We start from the raw sequence: 16,763 nt of genomic DNA on the forward strand, positions 1-16,763 counted from the left end.
GTTGATGCCTTGTTGGACCGCCCTGCCGCATTGCCGTAGCGTGGAAAACCGCGCAGGGCTTTCCACTGGCCGGTTGCCTCGACCGGTGGATGATGCTGTGCCGTCATCCAGGCTACAGGGCTGCCGGCGCCAGGCGGCGAGTCCCGCGCCGCCTAGCGCCCGAAGCGGCCTCCGCGCCGCTCGCCGCGACCCTGGCGCCGGCCGCCCTTGCCGTGACCCTTTTCCTGGGCACGTGGCCGGCGGCGGCGCGACAACTCCCGGGTGATGGCGTCGTTGAGCAGGTCGCGATGGTCCTGGCCGCGTTCCAGGGCCGGAAACAGCTCGGGCAGGCTGCGCGCCAGGTGCAGATAGGTCTCCACCACGTGCAGGGCGCTTTCCAGTCCGGCGAGATCGGTGCCCATGGGGATGCGCGGCAGATCCACCGGCTCGCCACGGGCGACGCTGCGCAGCCAGCGCTGGGCCTGGCCACTGGCCGGGCCTTCCAGGCCGCCGCGGATCGGCGTGCAGGCGAAGATCCAGCGCAGCTGGAAATCGATGCCGGGCAGGTCGATCAGCTTGATCCACTCGGCCAGCTCGTCGGGCAATACGGAGACGAAGGCGTCGCCATAGTTGATGTTGCGATTGAAGGTCAGCCAGGTGCGCAGCAGGCTGGGCTCTTCCATGAAGTCGGAGAGGGCGCGCAGGTGTTCCAGGCTCGGTCGTACCTGGAACTGGTGCAGGTCCACCGGGTCGTCCGGGCTGTGGAACAGCCGCTTGATGTTGCGCAGCACATGGGGCTCAAGGGCGGTGATCTCCCCCTCGGCATGATGACCGAAACGTCCGGCGCGCCCGCCGATCTGCTTGACCTCCTGTACCCGCAGCGGCCGATTCTCCACCCCGTCGAATTTCTCGTCGGTGTAGAAGCACAGGGTATGGGCCGGCAGGTTGAGGCCCATGCCCACGGCATCGGTGGCGACCATGATCTCGGTCTCGCCTTCGCGGAAGCGCCGCGCCTGCTCCCGCCGTACCTCCGGCGAGAGGGCGCCATAGACCACCGATACCCGGCGGCCGGCCATTTCCAGCAGGCCCTTGAGCTCCAGCACCACCCGGCGGCTGAAGGCCACCAGCAGCGAGCCCGGTTCCAGGCGTTCCAGGGTGGTGGCGTGACGCGCTACCGTGACCGGTGACAGGCGCTCGGTGGGCTTGATCTCCAGGCGGTCCTCGCACAACTCGCAGAGGGTGCGCAGCGAGGGTTCGATCAGCGCCGGGCCGGTCATCAGCAGGCGTTTGGTATGAGCGCTGACCAGGGCATCGACCCACGCCCAGCCACGCTGCGGATCGGCCAGCATCTGCACCTCGTCGACCACCACCACCTCCCATTGCTGGCGGCGGAAGCGGGCGAATTCCTCCACGGTGCAGCAGAAGTGGGTGGCGCCTGGGCGGATGATCTCCTCCTCGCCGGTGACCAGCGAGCAGGGCACGCCGAGGGACTCCAGGCGCTCCTGGTTTTCCAGGGCCATCAGCCGCAGAGGCGAGAGGTAGATGGCATGGGTCACCGCCGCCATGGCCTCGATGGACCTGTGGGTCTTGCCGCTGTTGGTGGGGCCGAGCAGGGCGGTCCAGGTACGGGTCAGGCGGCGAGCCGGATAATTCTGGTGGTACTGGCCGAAGCGCGGATTGTTTTCCAGCAGCACGGCGAAGGCCATCTTCTCGCGCTGCTGGGTCACGGCGTGGCGCAGCGCGCGGCGCAGCTTGTCGGCTTCCAGGCGCATCAGCTCCTGCAGGCGCGGCGTGCCCAACTGGTGCAGGTCGAAGTCCAGGGCATCGGCCTCGCCCACCAGCACGGCGAAACGCTCGCGGAGGTCCCCCTCGGCCTCGGCCCTGAGCGCGGCGACATCGGCGTCGCCGAGCAGGCGGCCTTGATTGGCCGCCAGCCGCCGGGGGATTTCCAGGCGGATGTCCTCGTGGGTCAGCACCACGTTGAATCTCAGCTCGTGTCGCGTCTCGTTGAGCACCTCCACCGCCCGTGGCAGGAAGTCGTCCAGGCGGATCAGCGCCTGGGGCACCCGCTCCAGCACCCGCTGGCGATCCTCGTCGGCCATCTCGGCGAAGGGCGCCGCCAGGATGCCCAGACGCTCGCGCACGGCATCGCCCAGGCGTTCGCCGACCGCGGCGGCGAAGGCTTCGGCGGAAGCGCTATCGGCCAGATTCAGCGCCCAGTGGGGTTCGAGCAATTCGCTCGCCGCCCCGCCGGTAAAGAGCTTTTCGCTGCCGAAGACATCCACCGGATAGCCGAACGTCTTGCCGGCATTGAGCAGCGCCTGGCCCAGCAGGCTGTCGGGGTCGGGCGCGCTGCCCGCAGCCACCGCGGCGGCTTCGTCGAGACCCAGCCAGAAGGCCTTGGCGATACGGCCCAGGTGCGGCAGGGGATAGCCCGAATAGGGCTTGAACCAGAGTTCCTGGTGCTGTTGCCTGGCGACGAAGTCCGGATGGGTGCGGCCGGCCCAGTCGAGGAAGCGCTGCAGGCGTTCGAGGCGGCGTTGCTTGCGGAGGCGGTGATCGCTCATGCGAGGAGAGATTTTCCTTAGGGACTGTAGGACATGGGACCCCGGCCAGGGGCTCGGGGTCACTGCTGCGCGCGCCATTCGGCAGATGGGGGGCACCGCGGCTGCGTTGGCGCAGTCTCCATCACAAGGGTGGCGTTCGCTACCCGCGCTCCTTCTTCTGTTCTGGATCACGCTACCCACATGACTTTTCTCGTCTGGGTCGGGGTATTGGGATCGCTGTTGATGATCCTGGCCCTGACCTCCGCCTATCTGCGCTGGCTGCCGGTCACCACCTCGGTGGTCTGCCTGGCCTTCGGCATGCTGATCAGTCCCATCGGCCTGGGCCTGGCCGAGGTCAACTTCCAGCAATCGGCGACCTGGATCGGCCACCTGACCGAGGTGGCGGTGCTTTTTTCGCTGTTCGTCAGCGGTCTCAAGCTGCGGCTGTCCTTTCATCGTTCCTCCTGGCACGGCGCCTATCTGCTGGCCGGACCGGTGATGATCCTCAGCATCGCCGGGGTCTGCCTGGTGGCCCACTACCTGCTCGGCCTGCCCTGGGGCGTGGCCCTGCTGATCGGTGCCATCCTCGCGCCCACCGACCCGGTGCTGGCCGGCCTGGTACAGGTCAACCACGCCCAGGATTTCGACCGGGTGCGCTTCGGTCTCTCCGGCGAGGCGGGCCTCAACGACGGCACCGCCTTTCCCTTCGTGCTGCTTGGCCTGCTGCTTCTGCAGCACGGCGAACCGCAATGGAACTGGACCCTGGAGTGGTTCCTGAAAAGCGTGGTCTGGGCGGTGCCGGCCGGCCTGTTGCTGGGCTACAGCATGGGCAAGGGAGTCGGGAGGCTGATGATCTTCCTGCGCACCCGGCATGGCGACAGCACCATCTCGCCCAATGACTTTCTCGCCCTCGCGCTGATCGCCCTGTCCTATGTGCTGGCCGACGAAATCGGCGGCTACGGTTTTCTCGCGGTATTTGCCGCCGGTCTGGGCCTGCGCCAGGCCGAGGTGCAGACCTCGGGCAATGCGGAGACGCCCTCCGAGCAACTGGCGCAGCCGGTGATCGGTCATCTCACCGGAGCGCCCGAGCAGGCCACCGTCGCCAACGCGGACGATATCGAGGAACCCCGGATGGCGGCCGGCGTGATGATGGGCGACATGCTCGCCTTCGGCAGCCTGGTGGAGCGTTCCTTCGAGGTCCTGCTGGTAACCCTGCTCGGCGTGGTGCTCATCACTCACTGGGACAGCCGAGCATTGCTCCTGGGCGCCTTGCTGTTCATGGTGATCCGCCCGCTGGGCGTGGCCACCATGCTGCCCTTCACCCGCATCGATCGCCACCAGGGTGCGCTGATCGGCTGGTTCGGCATCCGTGGCATCGGTAGCCTGTATTATCTGTGCTACGCGCTCACGCATCACGTCACGGCCGACTGGGCCGGGACCATCGTCGACCTGACCCTGTCGGTGGTGGCCTTGAGCATCGCGGTCCATGGAATTTCCATCCAGCCGTTGCTCGACCGCTACGAGCGCCTCACTGCCCGTCGCGAGGGCTCGGCGAGACCCTGAGCCCGCTTGCGACCTACACTGGAGGACGCATGTATCACGGCGAACGTCTCAATGCCTGGACCCATCTGGTCGGTGCCCTGCTGGCCCTGGCCGGCGCCATCACCCTGGTGGTGCTGGCCAGCTTCCAGGGCGATCCCTGGCGCATCGTCAGCGTGGCCATCTACGGGGTCGCGCTGGTGATCCTCTACAGCGTCTCGACCCTCTACCACAGCGTGAAGGGCCGGGCGAAGCGCCTGCTCCAGAAGCTCGATCACCTGTCGATCTACCTGCTCATCGCCGGTAGCTACACGCCGTTCTGCCTGGTGACCCTGCGCGGTCCCTGGGGCTGGACGCTGTTCGGCATCGTCTGGGGCCTGGCGCTGATCGGCATGGCGCAGGAACTCAAGCCACGTTCGGAGGCGCGCATCCTGTCGCTGGTGATCTACGCCACCATGGGCTGGATCGTACTGGTGGCGGTAGGGCCGCTGCTGGACCGCCTGGGCGGCGAGGGCTTCGCCTGGCTGGTGGCCGGCGGGGTGCTCTATACCGTCGGCATCCTCTTCTTCGTCTTCGACGATCGCTTTCGCCATTGGCATGGCATCTGGCACGGCTTCGTCATGGCCGGCAGCGCCCTGCATTTCGTCGCCATCCTCAGGTACGTGCTGCCGGTGCCCTAGCACGGTCTTGAGCGGCTCGTCACAGATAGGCTGGCCGCTGGCCATCCCGGGCGAACCTCCCGGGGGCGTCCGGGTTCAGAGCTAGCTGAGTCCACTCCCCGAGCGTTGCTTTCCCGAAAACCAAGAAAAAGAGGAAGGTGAAACGTGTTCATCCGTCCCAGATCCCTCGTGTTGCTCCTGGTACTTGCCTGCACCGCCTGCCAGGAAAAGGACGCCAAGACCGTCGCGGCGCCGGTCAAGAAGGAAGCCAGCTTCGAACAGCGCGGCAAGGCCTCCTTCTACTCGCGCAAGTTCCACGGCAAGGAAACCGCCAGTGGCGAAACCTTCAACAACAACGAACTGGTCGCCGCCCACAAGACCCTGCCGCTCGGCACCCGGGTCAAGGTGACCAACCTGGAAAACGATCGCGCCGTGGTGGTGCGCATCAATGATCGCGGACCCTATATCCGCGGCCGCATCATCGATCTCTCGCGCGCCGCCGCCAGGCGGGTGGACATGGTCGATGACGGCACCACCGCGGTGAAGGTGGAAAAGCTGGAGTAGGGCGTCAGGCGGAGCGCCATGTCCGGGCGGCGCTTCCGTTCGGCGGCTGCATCACGCCCTTGCCGCAGGCGCCGGCCGGGAGCGTGCGCCCAGGCTGTATGGGCACCTGGGCGCCGCGCTGTATCTGGTGGGCGGTGCAGGCGGGAGGCAGAATCCGGGCTTCCCAGCCGCAGGAGTCCTGCCATGCACCTCGCCATCCTCACCTTCGACGGCTTCAACGAACTGGACTCCCTGATCGCCCTGGGCATCCTCAATCGCATCAAACACCCGGACTGGCGGGTCTCCCTGATGGCGCCCACGCCCTGTGTGACTTCCATGAATGGTGTCCGCCTGGAGCGCCAGGCCGGCTTCGACGAGCTGGTCGACTGCACGGCCGTGCTGGTGGGCAGTGGCAGCCGTACCCGGGAACTGGCGCGAGACGCCGCCCTGCTGGAACAGCTGGCGGTGCTCGATCCCGCGCGCCAGCTGATCGGTGCCCAGTGCTCCGGTACGCTGCTCTTGGCGCGCCTCGGCCTGCTCGACGGCGTACCCGGCTGCACCGATCTCACCACCAAGCCCTGGGTGCAGGAAGCCGGCATCGAGGTGCTGGCGCAGCCCTTCTTCGCCCGCGGCAACCTGGCCACCGCCGGTGGCTGCCTGGCTTCCAGCTACCTGGCGGCCTGGGCCATCGCCCGGCTGCTGGGCCGCGAAGCGGCGGCCGAGGCGCTGCATTACGTGGCACCGGTGGGCGAGAAGGAGGACTATGTGCAGCGCGCGCTCGGCAATATCGAGCCCTATCTCAGCCACCAACCCCTGGAGGTCGCTTCAGCATGCTGAAAGTCTTGGGTCGCGTCTCTTCCATCAACGTGCGCAAGGCGCTCTGGTGCCTCGACGAACTGGGCCTGGGCTACGAGCGCGAGGACTGGGGCGCCGGTTTTCGCTCGGCGCAGTCCGCCGAATACCTGCAGTGGAATCCCAATGGCCAGATCCCGGTCCTGCTGGACGGCGATTTCGTGCTCTGGGAATCCAACAGCATCCTGCGCTATCTGGCCAACGCCCATGGCGGCGAGGCGCTGTATCCCACCGCACCGCGCGCCCGGGCGCGGGTCGATCAGTGGCTCGACTGGCAGGCCTGCGAACTCAATCCGGCCTGGAGCTACGCCTATCTGGCCCTGGTGAAGCAGCAGCCAGCGGAGCCCGATCCGCAACGCCTGACGCAAGGCATCGCCGCCTGGAACGGACGTATCGCCATTCTGGAAGCGCACCTGGCGCAGCACGGCCCCTATGTGGCCGGCGACCACTTCAGCCTGGCCGACATCGCCCTGGGCCTGTCGCTGCACCGCTGGCGCAGCACCCCGATGGAGCGCATCGCGGCGCCGGCCATCGAGGCCTATCTCGAACGCCTGGCCACGCGCCCGGCCTGGACCTGCTATGCCAGCGACGCCACGCCCTGAGAGGCGCTGCCTGGTCTAGTTGGCCGACTCGTTCTGCCCATTCGTCCCGGACCGGGGAAACAGCGGGCTGCCGCAGCGATTGCAAAAGGAGGAGTCGGGTTCGTGGGTGGGCTTCTGGCAGTGCGGACAGTCGCGCTGCAGGGTGGCGCTGCGCATGGCGTTGGCCAGCTCGGCGGTAAAGATCCCGGTAGGCACGGCGATGATCGAATAACCGGTGATCATGATCATGCCCGCCAGGGTCTGGCCCAGGGCCGTCTTGGGCACCATGTCGCCAAAGCCCACGGTGGTCAGGGTCACCACCGCCCAGTAGATGCTGCGCGGGATGCTGGTGAAGCCATTGGCCGGTCCTTCGATGACGTACATGAAGGTGCCGAACATGGTCACCAGGGTGCAGATGGCCAGCAGGAAGACGGTGATCTTCTGCCGGCTGCTGCTCAGCGCCACCATGAGGAAATCCGCCTGGCTCAGGTAGGGCGTCAGCTTGAGCACCCGGAACACCCGCATCATCCGCAGCACCCGGATGACCAGGAAATACTGGGCATCGGGAATCAGCAGGGCGATGAAGGCCGGCAGCACGGCCAGGAGATCGATCAGCCCATAGAAGCTGGTGACGTACTCCCGCGGTCGGGGCGCACAGAGCACTCGGAGCAGGTACTCGAGGGCGAAGAGGGCGGTGAAGATCCATTCCAGCCCATAGAGCCAGCCGCCGTAGCGCAGGTGGATGGCCTGGATGCTGTCCAGCATCACCACGGCCAGACTGGCCATGATGACCGCCAGGAGCAGGGTATCGAAGAGTTTTCCGGCCGGGGTGTAGGTGTGGAAGATGATGATGTACAGGCGCTCTCGCCAGGTGCCAGGGCGAGGGTAGGGATCCATGGGAGCTCCTTAGCGGGGATATCCGGCGGACAAGCATAGCAAGACGCCTCCCACCGACAGAGTGAATACCCCCTAGAGCCGCGCGGCCACCTCGGTGGTCGCCAGCAGATGCTGGAAGCCTTCCAGCAGCGCCGTTTCCGCCTGGGTCATGCGCTGCTCGCGGTGCCAGAGCAGGTGCACGTCCACATCGGCCACGCCCTCGCTGGGGGGCAGGCGCCAGAGTTCGCCCGCAGCCACATCGTCGGCCACCACATGCTGGGGCAGACAGCCGATGCCATAGCCGGCGCCGACCAGGCGGCGGATTTCTTCGAGGCTGGGTGAGGACGCCACGATGCGTCCGGTGAAGCCCTGCTGATCGCGGAAGATGGTGAGCGGCGAGAGGCTGCCACCGATCTGGTCGCTGGTGAAGCTGACGAAGTTTTCGCCTTGCAGATCGGCCAGTGACAGGCCACTGCGCCCGAACAGGGGATGGCGGCGGCCGCAGAAGAAGGCGTAGCGCTGCTGCAACAGCACGCGCTGTTCCAACTTGGGCTGAGGAATCCGGCAGAGGGCGAGGCCCAGGGTCGCGGTCTTCTGCAGCAGGGAGCTGATGATGTCGGAGCTGCGCATCACGTCGATCTCCAGTTCCACCCGCGGAAAGCGGCGGTGGAAGTCGGCGAGGAACTCATCGTAGCAGCGCGACTGGATGCGGCTGATGGTGAGCATCCGCACCTTGCCCACCACGGTTTCCGTGGAGCGCTCCAGCGCAGCGCCGAGCCGGGAGACGTTGCCATAGAGATCGCTGGCGATCCGGGCCACCTCTTCGCCAGCCTCGGTGAGGGCGAAGCGCGGCCCCCGGCGAATGATCAGCGCGCGATCGAGTTGTTCCTCCAGCCGCTTGAGCGCCTGGCTCACCGCCGGCTGGGTCAGATGCAGCCGCGCGGCGGCCCGACTCACGCTGCCTTCCTGGACGATCACCAGATAGGTGCGCAGCAGATTCCAGTCCAGCCGATCGTTGAGAAAACGGCGACCGTCCGGCAAGGACGCGGGGGAGAGCGGTTCATCCTGATTATTAGCCATGCTTATAGATAAGTATAAGAATTAGAAAATTGACTAATCTTAGCCCGCCAAGGGATAACGAGGTCAAGGCACCTCAGAGCGCCCTTCATCCTTCCTTCTCTCCTGCCCAACAAGAACGACATCCCAGGAGTGCTGCGTCCATGTCTCCCTGATCGCGCCAGCCCACCGCCCTCCGTGCGTCCGGCCTTTCAATCCGCCGCGTCGCCTCTCTTTCCGGCAGTCGATAGGAGCACCCCTGCATGCCGTCCACCTCACCGCGTCGCCAACCCAGGCGCGCCGCCGCCGCCGCCTTCGTGGGCACCACCATCGAGTGGTACGACTACTACATCTTCGCCACGGCCGCCGCGCTGGTCTTCGGCCAGTTGTTCTTTCCCTCCGAAGACCGGCTGCTGAGCACCCTGGCTGCCTTCGGGACCTTCGCCGTGGGGTTCTTCGCCCGGCCATTGGGTGGCCTGGTCTTCGGCCATGTCGGCGACCGCATCGGCCGCAAGAAATCCCTGATCGTCACCCTGCTGATGATGGGCGTGGTCACCGTGCTCATCGGCGTGCTGCCCACCTATAGCCAGGCCGGTGTCTGGGCGCCGATCCTGCTGATCCTGCTGCGGGTGGTGCAGGGCATCGCCGTGGGTGGCGAGTGGGGTGGGGCCGTGCTGATGGCCGGCGAGCATGCACCGGCTGGTCGCCGTACCTTTTTCGCGTCCTTCGCCCAGTGGGGCAGTCCGGCCGGTCTGATCCTGTCGATCATTGCCTTTCGGAGCGTCACCAGCCTGCCGGAAGAGGACCTGCTCAGCTGGGGCTGGCGCCTGCCGTTTCTGGCCAGCGCGCTGCTGCTGGTGGTCGGGTTGGCCATCCGCCTGGGAGTGGACGAATCCCCCGAATTCGCCGAGATGAAGGAGCGCCAGGAAACGGTCAAGGCACCGGCGGCCGAAGTGCTGCGCAGCGCCTGGCGTCCGCTGCTGCTGTGCATCGGTGCCAATACCCTGGGCATCGCCGGCGTCTATTTCACCAACACCTTCATGCTCAGCTACACCACCCAGGTGCTGGAGCTGTCGCGTTCGCTGATCCTCGATTGCCTGCTGTTCGTCGCCCTCATCCAGTTCCTGGTCCAGCCACTGGCCGCGCTGCTCGCCGAGCGACTGGGCAGCGCCCGTTTCCTGCTTCTGATCTCGGCTCTCGCCATGGCCTCGCCCTATCCGATGTTCGTGCTGGTCAAGACCGGCTCGGCGCCGCTGATCGTGCTGGGAATCGCCCAGGCGGCGGCCTGCATGGCGTCCTTCTATGCGGTGATCGCCGGCTTCGTCAGTGGCGTCTTCGCCACCCGGGTGCGCTACACCGCCATCTCCATGGCCTACCAGATCTGTGGCGCCATCGCCGGTGGCCTCACGCCCATGATCGGCACCCTGCTGGCTCACCGCTTCACGGGCGAGTGGTGGCCGCTGGCGGTCTTCTACTCCCTGCTGGCCGGGCTGTCGCTGCTGTGCGTGGCGGCCCTGGCCCGCCGTCGGGAGGCGACCGCCCATGTCTCTCCCGCCTGATCACGAGGAACCCCACATGTATCGAATCGATGGCGAACGCCTCTGGCAGAGCCTCGCCGCCATGGCCGAGATCGGCCCTGGCGAGGCCGGCGGCAGCAGTCGGCTGGCCCTGAGCGAAGAGGATCGCCAGGGACGGGCGCTGTTCAGTCAGTGGTGCGCGGCCGCCAGCCTCACCTTGATGGTGGACCCCATCGGCAACCTGTTCGCCCGTCGTCCGGGCCGTGATGCCCAGGCCGCGCCGGTGGTCATGGGCAGTCATCTGGACACCCAGCCCAAGGGCGGGCGCTTCGATGGCGTCTATGGGGTGCTGGCTGGCCTCGAAGTGATGCGCAGTCTGAACGATGCGGACATCCAGACCGACCGACCCCTGGAAATCGCCGTCTGGACCAACGAGGAGGGTGCCCGCTTCACGCCGGCCATGCTGGGTTCCGCGGTCTTCACCGGGCAATTGCCGCTGGCCGATGCCCTGGCGACCTGCGACCGGGACGGCATCTCGGTGGCCACCAGCCTGGAGCGCATCGGCTATGCCGGCGACCAGCCGCTGGGGCGGACCTTTGACGCCTATTTCGAGGCCCATATCGAGCAGGGTCCGGTCCTCGAAGACGAAGGCCTGGCCGTGGGGGTGGTGACCGGGGGCCAGGCGATCTGCTGGCTCGACGTGTGCGTCCGGGGCACCGCGGCCCACGCCGGCACCACGCCCATGGCTCGACGCCGGGATGCCCTGTTCGGGGTCGGCCGGATGCTGGCCGCGCTGGAGGATCTCGCCTCTCGCTTCGTCGACGGGCTGGTTACCGTGGGGCAACTGGACGTGGCGCGCTCCTCGCGCAACACCATCGCCGGTGAGGTGCACTTCACCCTGGACCTGCGCCATCCCCAGGACCAGACCCTGGCGGCGCTGGAAGCCGCCGCGCGGGAATGCCTGGCCGCCGTGGCCGACGAGCGCGGCTTGTCGCTGGACGTCCAGCGGCACTGGCTGAGTCCTGCTACCCCCTTCGCCGCCGACTGCGTAGCCGCCGTGCGCGATGCGGTCCAGGCGCTGGGCTATCCCCATCGCGACATCATCAGCGGCGCCGGTCACGACGCCATCCACCTGGCCAAGCACTGTCCCACGGCGATGATCTTCATCCCCTGTGCCGGCGGCCTGAGCCACAACGAGGCCGAGTCGGCCAGCTTCGATGACGTCCGCCGCGGCGCCGACGTCCTGCTCAATGCCGTGCTGGCCCGCGCCGGCCACCAGGAGAGATGACATGAAGACCTTCTTCCATCCCGATCAGCGCCTGCACCATCCGCGCAGCTACCTGTCCCGTGGCCAGATGCGTACGCCCCAAGAGGTGCCGGCCCGCCTCGACGCCCTGCTGGCCGCGGTGGAGCGGCTGGGCTATCCCCTCGAACAGCCGGCGGATCACGGCCGCGCGCCGCTGCATGCCGTGCACGGCGAGGCCTATGTGACCTACCTGGAAAATGCCTATCGCGACTGGCACCAGGTGCCCGAGGACTGGGGCGACGAGGTGATGTCGAACATCTATGTCCGCGAAAACAATCCCTTGCGCGGCATCCTCGGCCAGACCGCCCGCTACCTGGCGGACGGCAGTTGCCCGATCGGCGCCCAGACCTGGGCCGCCGTCTATGGCTCCGCCCAGAGCGCGGTCGCCGCGGCGCGCTGCGTGCGGGACGGCGCGCCAGCCGCCTATGCGCTCTGTCGCCCACCGGGGCATCATGCCCGCGCCGAGGCGGCGGGTGGTTTCTGCTACCTGAACGGCGCCGCCATCGCGGCCCAGGAGCTGCGCGCGCGCTTCGCCCGGGTCGCCATCCTCGATACCGACATGCACCACGGCCAGGGTATCCAGGAAATCTTCTATGACCGGGACGACGTCTTCTATCTGTCGATCCATGGCGATCCGACCAACTTCTATCCGGTGGTGGCCGGTTTCGCCGACGAGCGCGGCAGGGGGTGGGGCGAGGGCTGCAACCTCAATCTGCCGATGCCCCATGGCGCCTCGGAAGCGGACTTCTTCGCCCGGCTGGACGAGGCCGAGACGGCGCTGCGCGAGTGGGCGCCGGACGTGCTGGTGCTATCCCTCGGCTTCGACATCTACGAAAACGATCCGCAGTCCAAGGTGGCGGTGAGTCAGGCGGGGTTCGGCCTGCTGGGCGAAAGGATCAGGGCGCTGGGGCTGCCCACGGTGATCGTGCAGGAGGGAGGTTATGACCTGGAAACCCTGAGCGACAACGCCGAGCGCTTCTTCCGCGGTTTCGACGGTCGCTGAAGCCTGAGCCCCGGCCTTGGCGCCGGGGCCTGGCCGGATCAGGCGAAAACGAAATACTTGCGCACCGTCTCGACCACTTCCCAGGTGCCCTTCATGCCGGGTTCGACGACGAAGATGTCGCCGGCTTTCAGGTGGATGGGGTCCTGGCCATCGGGGGTGATGATGCAGTAGCCCTCCTGGAAGTGGCAGTACTCCCACTTCACGTAGTCGACGCGCCACTTGCCGGGGGTGCAGATCCAGGTGCCCATGATCTTGCTGCCGTCATCGGAGGTGTAGGCATTGAGGTTGACGGTATGGGGCTCACCCTCGATGCGCTCCCATTTGCAGGCATCGACCACGGGCAGGGGTTGGGTGTCGCGCAGAACGGTGATGGGCGGGTTGGCCATGGCGGCTCTCCTGGTGATGGAAGCCGCCAAGGGTGAAGGGTCGCCCCGAAGCTGAGTTGTCCAGGGTCGACACCTATCGGCGCATTTGCGCTATCCGGCCGACTAGCGCTCCACCTGCCGATTCCAGCGGGCGTTCCATTGCGGTCGCACCTTGTTGACCTCGTCCCAGTCGATGGTCACGGCGGTCTTCAGGTAGTTCTGCATGGCCTCCACCTGGCCGCGGGTCTTGTCGGTGGTGGGGGTGTTGGGATTGGACGGGATCTGGTCGCCCAGTTCCAGCGCCGGCGCCTGGGCCTCGGGGGTCAGCAGGTATTCCGCCAACTGCTGGGCCAGTTCCGGCTGGTCGTTGTTGGCGGTCACGCATTCGGCGACGTTGAGCACCACGGCGCCTTCCTTGGGCGGCGCGTATTCCACCGGGATGCCCTTGAGCTTGAGCGCGGTGACCTGGGTGGGCGTCAGCGGAAACAGCGCCGCCTCGTCGGTCTGCACCATCTCCGAGAGCTTGGCCGAGCTGGGGATGTACTCCAGCACATTGGGGCCGACGGTGGTGGGCCAGGCCTTGAAGCCGGGGTCGACATCCTGCTCGGTGCCGCCTTTGAGGCGGTTGAACATCAGGAAACCGTGCAGCCCGAAGGTGGACGAGGACAGCGACTGGAACACCACCTTGCCCTTGTACTTGGGATCGGCGAGGTCCGCCCAGGAAGTCGGCGCGGCCCAGCCCTTTTCCTTGAACAGCCGGCTGTTGTAGGCCAGACCCGTCACCCCCAGGCTGACGGCCGCCGCCTGGTCCTTGATCTTGGCCTTGTCGGGGATCTGTGCCAGGGCCGCGCTGGGCTTGAGCGGGCTGCACAGATTCATGCCGATGGCGCGGTACATGATGCCGTCGTCGAGAAACATCACGTGGATCGGCGGCTTCTGCGGGCTGGCCTGGACCTTGGCGAGGATGTCCGCCGAGGTGCCGGGCACGATCACCACCTTGACGTTGTGCGCCTTCTCGAAGGCGGGCAGCACGCTGTCGGCATAGAGGCGCTCCATGGTGCCGCCATTCATGCCGAGGTAGAGCGTCGGTTCGGCCACGGCGGCCAGGGGTAGGCCGGCGAGGGCCACGAGCAGGGCAGGGGTCAGGCGCATGATTGGGAACTCCTGGGCTGGTGAGGGAAACGGGCGATGGAAAAGGCCTGCAGGCTGTGCCGGGGGGCGCCCTGCAGGATGCACTCGGCCAGGGCTTCGCCAGCCGCCGGCCCGATCTGGAAGCCCGCGCCGGCAAAGCCGAAGCCGTGCAGCAGGCCGGGGGTGGTGAGGCTGGGGCCGAGCACCGGCTGGTGATCCGGCAGATAGCCCTCGACGCCGCTCCAGGTGCGGATGGCCTGGGCACCGGCGAGAGCCGGATAGAGTTCGGCGGCGTTTCTCAGGATGTCGAGGATGGCCAACTGGCCGGGACGGGCGCGGTCGGCGTCGAGGGCGAAGCCGCGCCCGCCACCCAGCACGCAATTGCCCCGCGCCACCTGGCGGGCATAGATGCCGCCGCCTTCCACGCCGGTGCTGGCGGTCATGAACAGGGGTAGCGGCTCGGTCACCAGCATGGCCGGATGGGCTGCGGTGAGGGGCACCGGCTCGCCGAAGCAGGCGGCCAGCTCCGCCGCCCAGGCACCCGCGCAATTGAGCAGCCAGGGCGCGCTCAGGGTCAGGCCGCTGTCGGTGCGGAGCTGGAAGCGCTGGCCATCGTGCTCGACCGCGGTCACGGCGGTCCGTTCGAGGATGCGGGCGCCGGCGCGGGCAGCCGCCTGGGCGAAGGCCGGGGAGACCAGGCGCGGATTGGCGTGGCCGTCCTCCGGGCAGAAGGAGGCGCCCACGGCGATGTCGCCGACCCAGGGAAAGCGTCGGCGCAATTCGCCCCGGTCGAGCAGTTGCAGATCGAGGTCGAAGCCCTGGCTGGCCTGGGCATAGGCCTGCAGGGAGGCGAAGTCGGTGTCGCTGCGAGCCAGCTTCAAGTGGCCGGATCTGAGGTATTCGCCATCGGTACCCAGAAGGTCCCGCAGACCGCCCCAGAGCTGATGGGCGCGACTGGACAGCGGCAACTGCACCAGCGGGCGGCCCTGGCGGCGCACCCCGCCGTAGTTGACGCCACTGGCCTGGGCGCCGCAGAAGTTGCGTTCCAGCAGGGCGACGCGCTGGCCGCCCTGGGCCAGGAACAGCGCCGCGCTGCTGCCGACGATGCCGCCGCCGATGATCAGGACATCCACGTCCAGCCGACTCATGGCGCCAGCTCCACGCCAAAGGGCAGCGGCTTGATCGGCGCCTGGGCGCGCAACCGGCCGATCTGGTCCAGCGGGCGACCACTGGCGCAGGCGATCAACTCGGCCGCCGCGGCGCCACAGATGCGCCCCTGGCAGCGACCCATGCCGACCCGGCAGGTGGCCTTGACTCTGTTGATCTCCCAATGGCCCTGGGCCACGGCGGCGCGGATCTCGCCGGCGCTGACCTGCTCGCAACGGCAGACCATGACTTCGTCCGGCGCCTCGGCCGCCCAGTCCGCGGGGAAGGGAAAGGCCCGTTCCAGGCCCTGGCGAAACACCTCGAAGCGCGCCAGGCGTGCTTGCAGGGTCTGGATGCGCGTCCTGTCCACCGCTACGCCGCGATCGTCCAGCAGACTCAGGGCCGCCAGTTCGCCCGCCAGTTCGGCGGCATCGGCGCCCTGGATACCGGCGCCATCACCGGCCAGGTAGACCCCGGTCTGACTGCTGCGCCCACCCGGATCCCGTACCGGCAACCAGGCACGATTGAGAGCGCTCCAGGCGAAGTCGCAGCCCAGCAGGTCGGCCAGCTGGGTCTCGCTGCGCAGCGTCTGGCCAAAGCCCAGGGCATCGCATTCCAGCCGGTGCGCCTCGCCATCGGCGGCGCGCCAGCGCACGGCAACCACTCGGCGCTCGCCTTCGACGGCCAGGAGCTCGGCGCCCTGGTGCACGGGTACGCCGTGCAGCGCCAGCCAGCTGCGGTAGTAGAGGCCCTTGGCGAAGGTGGCCGGCTGGCCCAGCAGCGCCGGGGTGGCCGCGGCCTGGTCGCGGAAGGGGGCGCTGTCCAGCACCGCCAGCGGCTTGGCCCCGGCCTTGGCGTATTGATAGGCGACGAGATAGAGCAAGGGGCCGGTACCGGCCAGCACCGGGCGACTGCCGATGGCGCAGCCCTGGAACTTGAGCGCGACCTGGGAGGCCCCCAGGCTGTAGACGCCGGGCAGCGTCCAGCCCGGCACCGGCAGGATGCGGTCGGTGGCGCCGGTGGCGACGATCACCTGGTCGAAGGCCAGGCGATCGACATAGCGGCCCTGGCTCAGGGTATCCAGGGCGCGCGCTTCGGCATTCCACACCAGGGTGTCGGGGCGATAGTCCAGCGCTGCTTTCAGGTCTTCCAGCGCGCCGTGCAGCGCCTGGGCCTTGCCCGCTTCGAAGCCGTACAGCGCCTTGATCGGACGCTGGAAATTGCCCGGTTGCTGGCGATAGATCTGGCCGCCGCCACGGGCGCTTTCGTCCAGCAGCACCGGTTTAAGGCCATGGGCGACCAAGGTCTGGGCCGCGCGAATGCCCGCCGGTCCGGCACCCACCACCACGACGGCGCTCACAGCGGCCGCCCCGGATCGCGGCTGACCTGCTGGCCCGCTTCGAGAAAGGTGGCGCAGGCGCGCACCCGGCGGCCATCGGCTAGGCGCACCCAGCAGTCCTGGCAGGCGCCCATCAGGCAGAAACCGGCGCGGGGTTCGCCGCCGAAGTCGCTGCCGCGCAGGTGATCGCTGTGGGTCAGGATGGCGGTGAGCAGGGTATCGCCCTGCAGGCCCTCGGCCGGCTGGCCGTCGAGGGTGAAGGCCAGGGTCGGGCGGTCGCGTTCGGCCACCCGCTTGAGCAGTGCCATGGAGGGGTCTCGGCTAT

16 protein-coding genes are annotated in these 16,763 nt (G+C 67.7%); 8 read left to right on the top strand and 8 right to left on the bottom strand.

The genetic code is table 11. The annotated features are described in order from the left end of the window. Nucleotides 1-152 precede the first annotated feature (152 nt). Nucleotides 153-2,546 (bottom strand): DEAD/DEAH box helicase, encoded by a 2,394-nt coding sequence (locus tag EC839_RS01735; RefSeq protein ID WP_132831961.1) that lies wholly within the window; start codon nt 2,544-2,546, stop codon nt 153-155. Between the two features lie 180 nt (nt 2,547-2,726). Between EC839_RS01735 and EC839_RS01740 the strand changes: the two genes are divergently transcribed. The 5 genes from EC839_RS01740 (at nt 2,727) to EC839_RS01760 (ending at nt 6,720) form a co-directional block, all read left to right on the top strand. Next, the gene (locus EC839_RS01740) at nt 2,727-4,088 is read left to right on the top strand and encodes a sodium:proton antiporter (RefSeq protein ID WP_177416649.1); all 1,362 of its coding nucleotides are present in this window, start codon (nt 2,727-2,729) and stop codon (nt 4,086-4,088) included. 29 nt (nt 4,089-4,117) lie between these two features. Beyond that, nucleotides 4,118-4,744, top strand: coding sequence for a hemolysin III family protein (locus EC839_RS01745; RefSeq protein ID WP_132831962.1), 627 nt, complete (start codon nt 4,118-4,120; stop codon nt 4,742-4,744). 144 nt (nt 4,745-4,888) lie between these two features. Further along, nucleotides 4,889-5,287 (top strand): septal ring lytic transglycosylase RlpA family protein, encoded by a 399-nt coding sequence (locus tag EC839_RS01750; RefSeq protein ID WP_132831963.1) that lies wholly within the window; start codon nt 4,889-4,891, stop codon nt 5,285-5,287. Between the two features lie 183 nt (nt 5,288-5,470). Then, nucleotides 5,471-6,103 carry a DJ-1/PfpI family protein gene (locus EC839_RS01755; protein WP_132831964.1) on the top strand — a complete coding sequence of 211 codons (633 nt, stop codon included), beginning with the start codon at nt 5,471-5,473 and terminating at the stop codon, nt 6,101-6,103. Then, a complete protein-coding gene (locus EC839_RS01760; protein ID WP_132831965.1) occupies nt 6,097-6,720 on the top strand; it encodes a glutathione S-transferase family protein in 624 nt (207 codons plus the stop codon). Before EC839_RS01755 ends, EC839_RS01760 begins: the two co-directional genes overlap by 7 nt. Before the next feature lie 15 nt (nt 6,721-6,735). Here the strand turns inward: EC839_RS01760 and EC839_RS01765 are convergent, their stop codons facing one another. Continuing rightward, nucleotides 6,736-7,596: an ion transporter gene (locus EC839_RS01765; protein WP_132831966.1), complete on the bottom strand. Its 861-nt coding sequence runs from the start codon at nt 7,594-7,596 to the stop codon at nt 6,736-6,738. A gap of 72 nt (nt 7,597-7,668) precedes the next feature. Continuing rightward, complete coding sequence (locus EC839_RS01770; protein ID WP_132831967.1) at nt 7,669-8,655, bottom strand: LysR family transcriptional regulator; 987 nt, start codon at nt 8,653-8,655, stop codon at nt 7,669-7,671. 239 nt (nt 8,656-8,894) lie between these two features. Here EC839_RS01770 and EC839_RS01775 point away from each other — a divergent pair, with 239 nt between their 5' ends. From EC839_RS01775 to EC839_RS01785, 3 genes are read left to right on the top strand one after another with little or no spacing between them, the layout of a single operon-like run. Continuing rightward, nucleotides 8,895-10,190: an MFS transporter gene (locus EC839_RS01775; RefSeq protein WP_132831968.1), complete on the top strand. Its 1,296-nt coding sequence runs from the start codon at nt 8,895-8,897 to the stop codon at nt 10,188-10,190. A 16-nt stretch (nt 10,191-10,206) separates the two neighbouring features. After that, a complete protein-coding gene (locus EC839_RS01780) occupies nt 10,207-11,436 on the top strand; it encodes a Zn-dependent hydrolase (RefSeq protein WP_132831969.1) in 1,230 nt (409 codons plus the stop codon). 1 nt (nt 11,437) lies between these two features. After that, on the top strand, nt 11,438-12,457 hold the full coding sequence (locus EC839_RS01785; RefSeq protein WP_132831970.1) for a histone deacetylase family protein: 1,020 nt from the start codon (nt 11,438-11,440) through the stop codon (nt 12,455-12,457). Between the two features lie 38 nt (nt 12,458-12,495). Here EC839_RS01785 and EC839_RS01790 read toward each other — a convergent pair whose 3' ends face one another. From EC839_RS01790 to EC839_RS01810, 5 genes are all read right to left on the bottom strand, one after another. After that, nucleotides 12,496-12,843: a cupin domain-containing protein gene (locus EC839_RS01790; protein ID WP_132831971.1), complete on the bottom strand. Its 348-nt coding sequence runs from the start codon at nt 12,841-12,843 to the stop codon at nt 12,496-12,498. Between the two features lie 102 nt (nt 12,844-12,945). Continuing rightward, complete coding sequence (locus EC839_RS01795) at nt 12,946-13,974, bottom strand: ABC transporter substrate-binding protein (RefSeq protein ID WP_058779014.1); 1,029 nt, start codon at nt 13,972-13,974, stop codon at nt 12,946-12,948. Beyond that, on the bottom strand, nt 13,965-15,101 hold the full coding sequence (locus EC839_RS01800; protein WP_132831972.1) for an FAD-binding oxidoreductase: 1,137 nt from the start codon (nt 15,099-15,101) through the stop codon (nt 13,965-13,967). Before EC839_RS01800 ends, EC839_RS01795 begins: the two co-directional genes overlap by 10 nt. Continuing rightward, complete coding sequence (locus EC839_RS01805; RefSeq protein ID WP_132831973.1) at nt 15,098-16,459, bottom strand: NAD(P)/FAD-dependent oxidoreductase; 1,362 nt, start codon at nt 16,457-16,459, stop codon at nt 15,098-15,100. The genes EC839_RS01800 and EC839_RS01805 overlap by 4 nt, the downstream gene beginning before the upstream one ends. Continuing rightward, entirely contained in the window at nt 16,456-16,746 is a 291-nt protein-coding gene (locus EC839_RS01810; RefSeq protein WP_132831974.1) for a (2Fe-2S)-binding protein, read from the bottom strand. The genes EC839_RS01805 and EC839_RS01810 overlap by 4 nt, the downstream gene beginning before the upstream one ends. Between the last annotated feature and the right edge of the window lie 17 nt (nt 16,747-16,763).

Source organism: Pseudomonas sp. JUb52 (assembly GCF_004341115.1).
Classification (GTDB): domain Bacteria; phylum Pseudomonadota; class Gammaproteobacteria; order Pseudomonadales; family Pseudomonadaceae; genus Chryseomonas; species Chryseomonas oryzihabitans.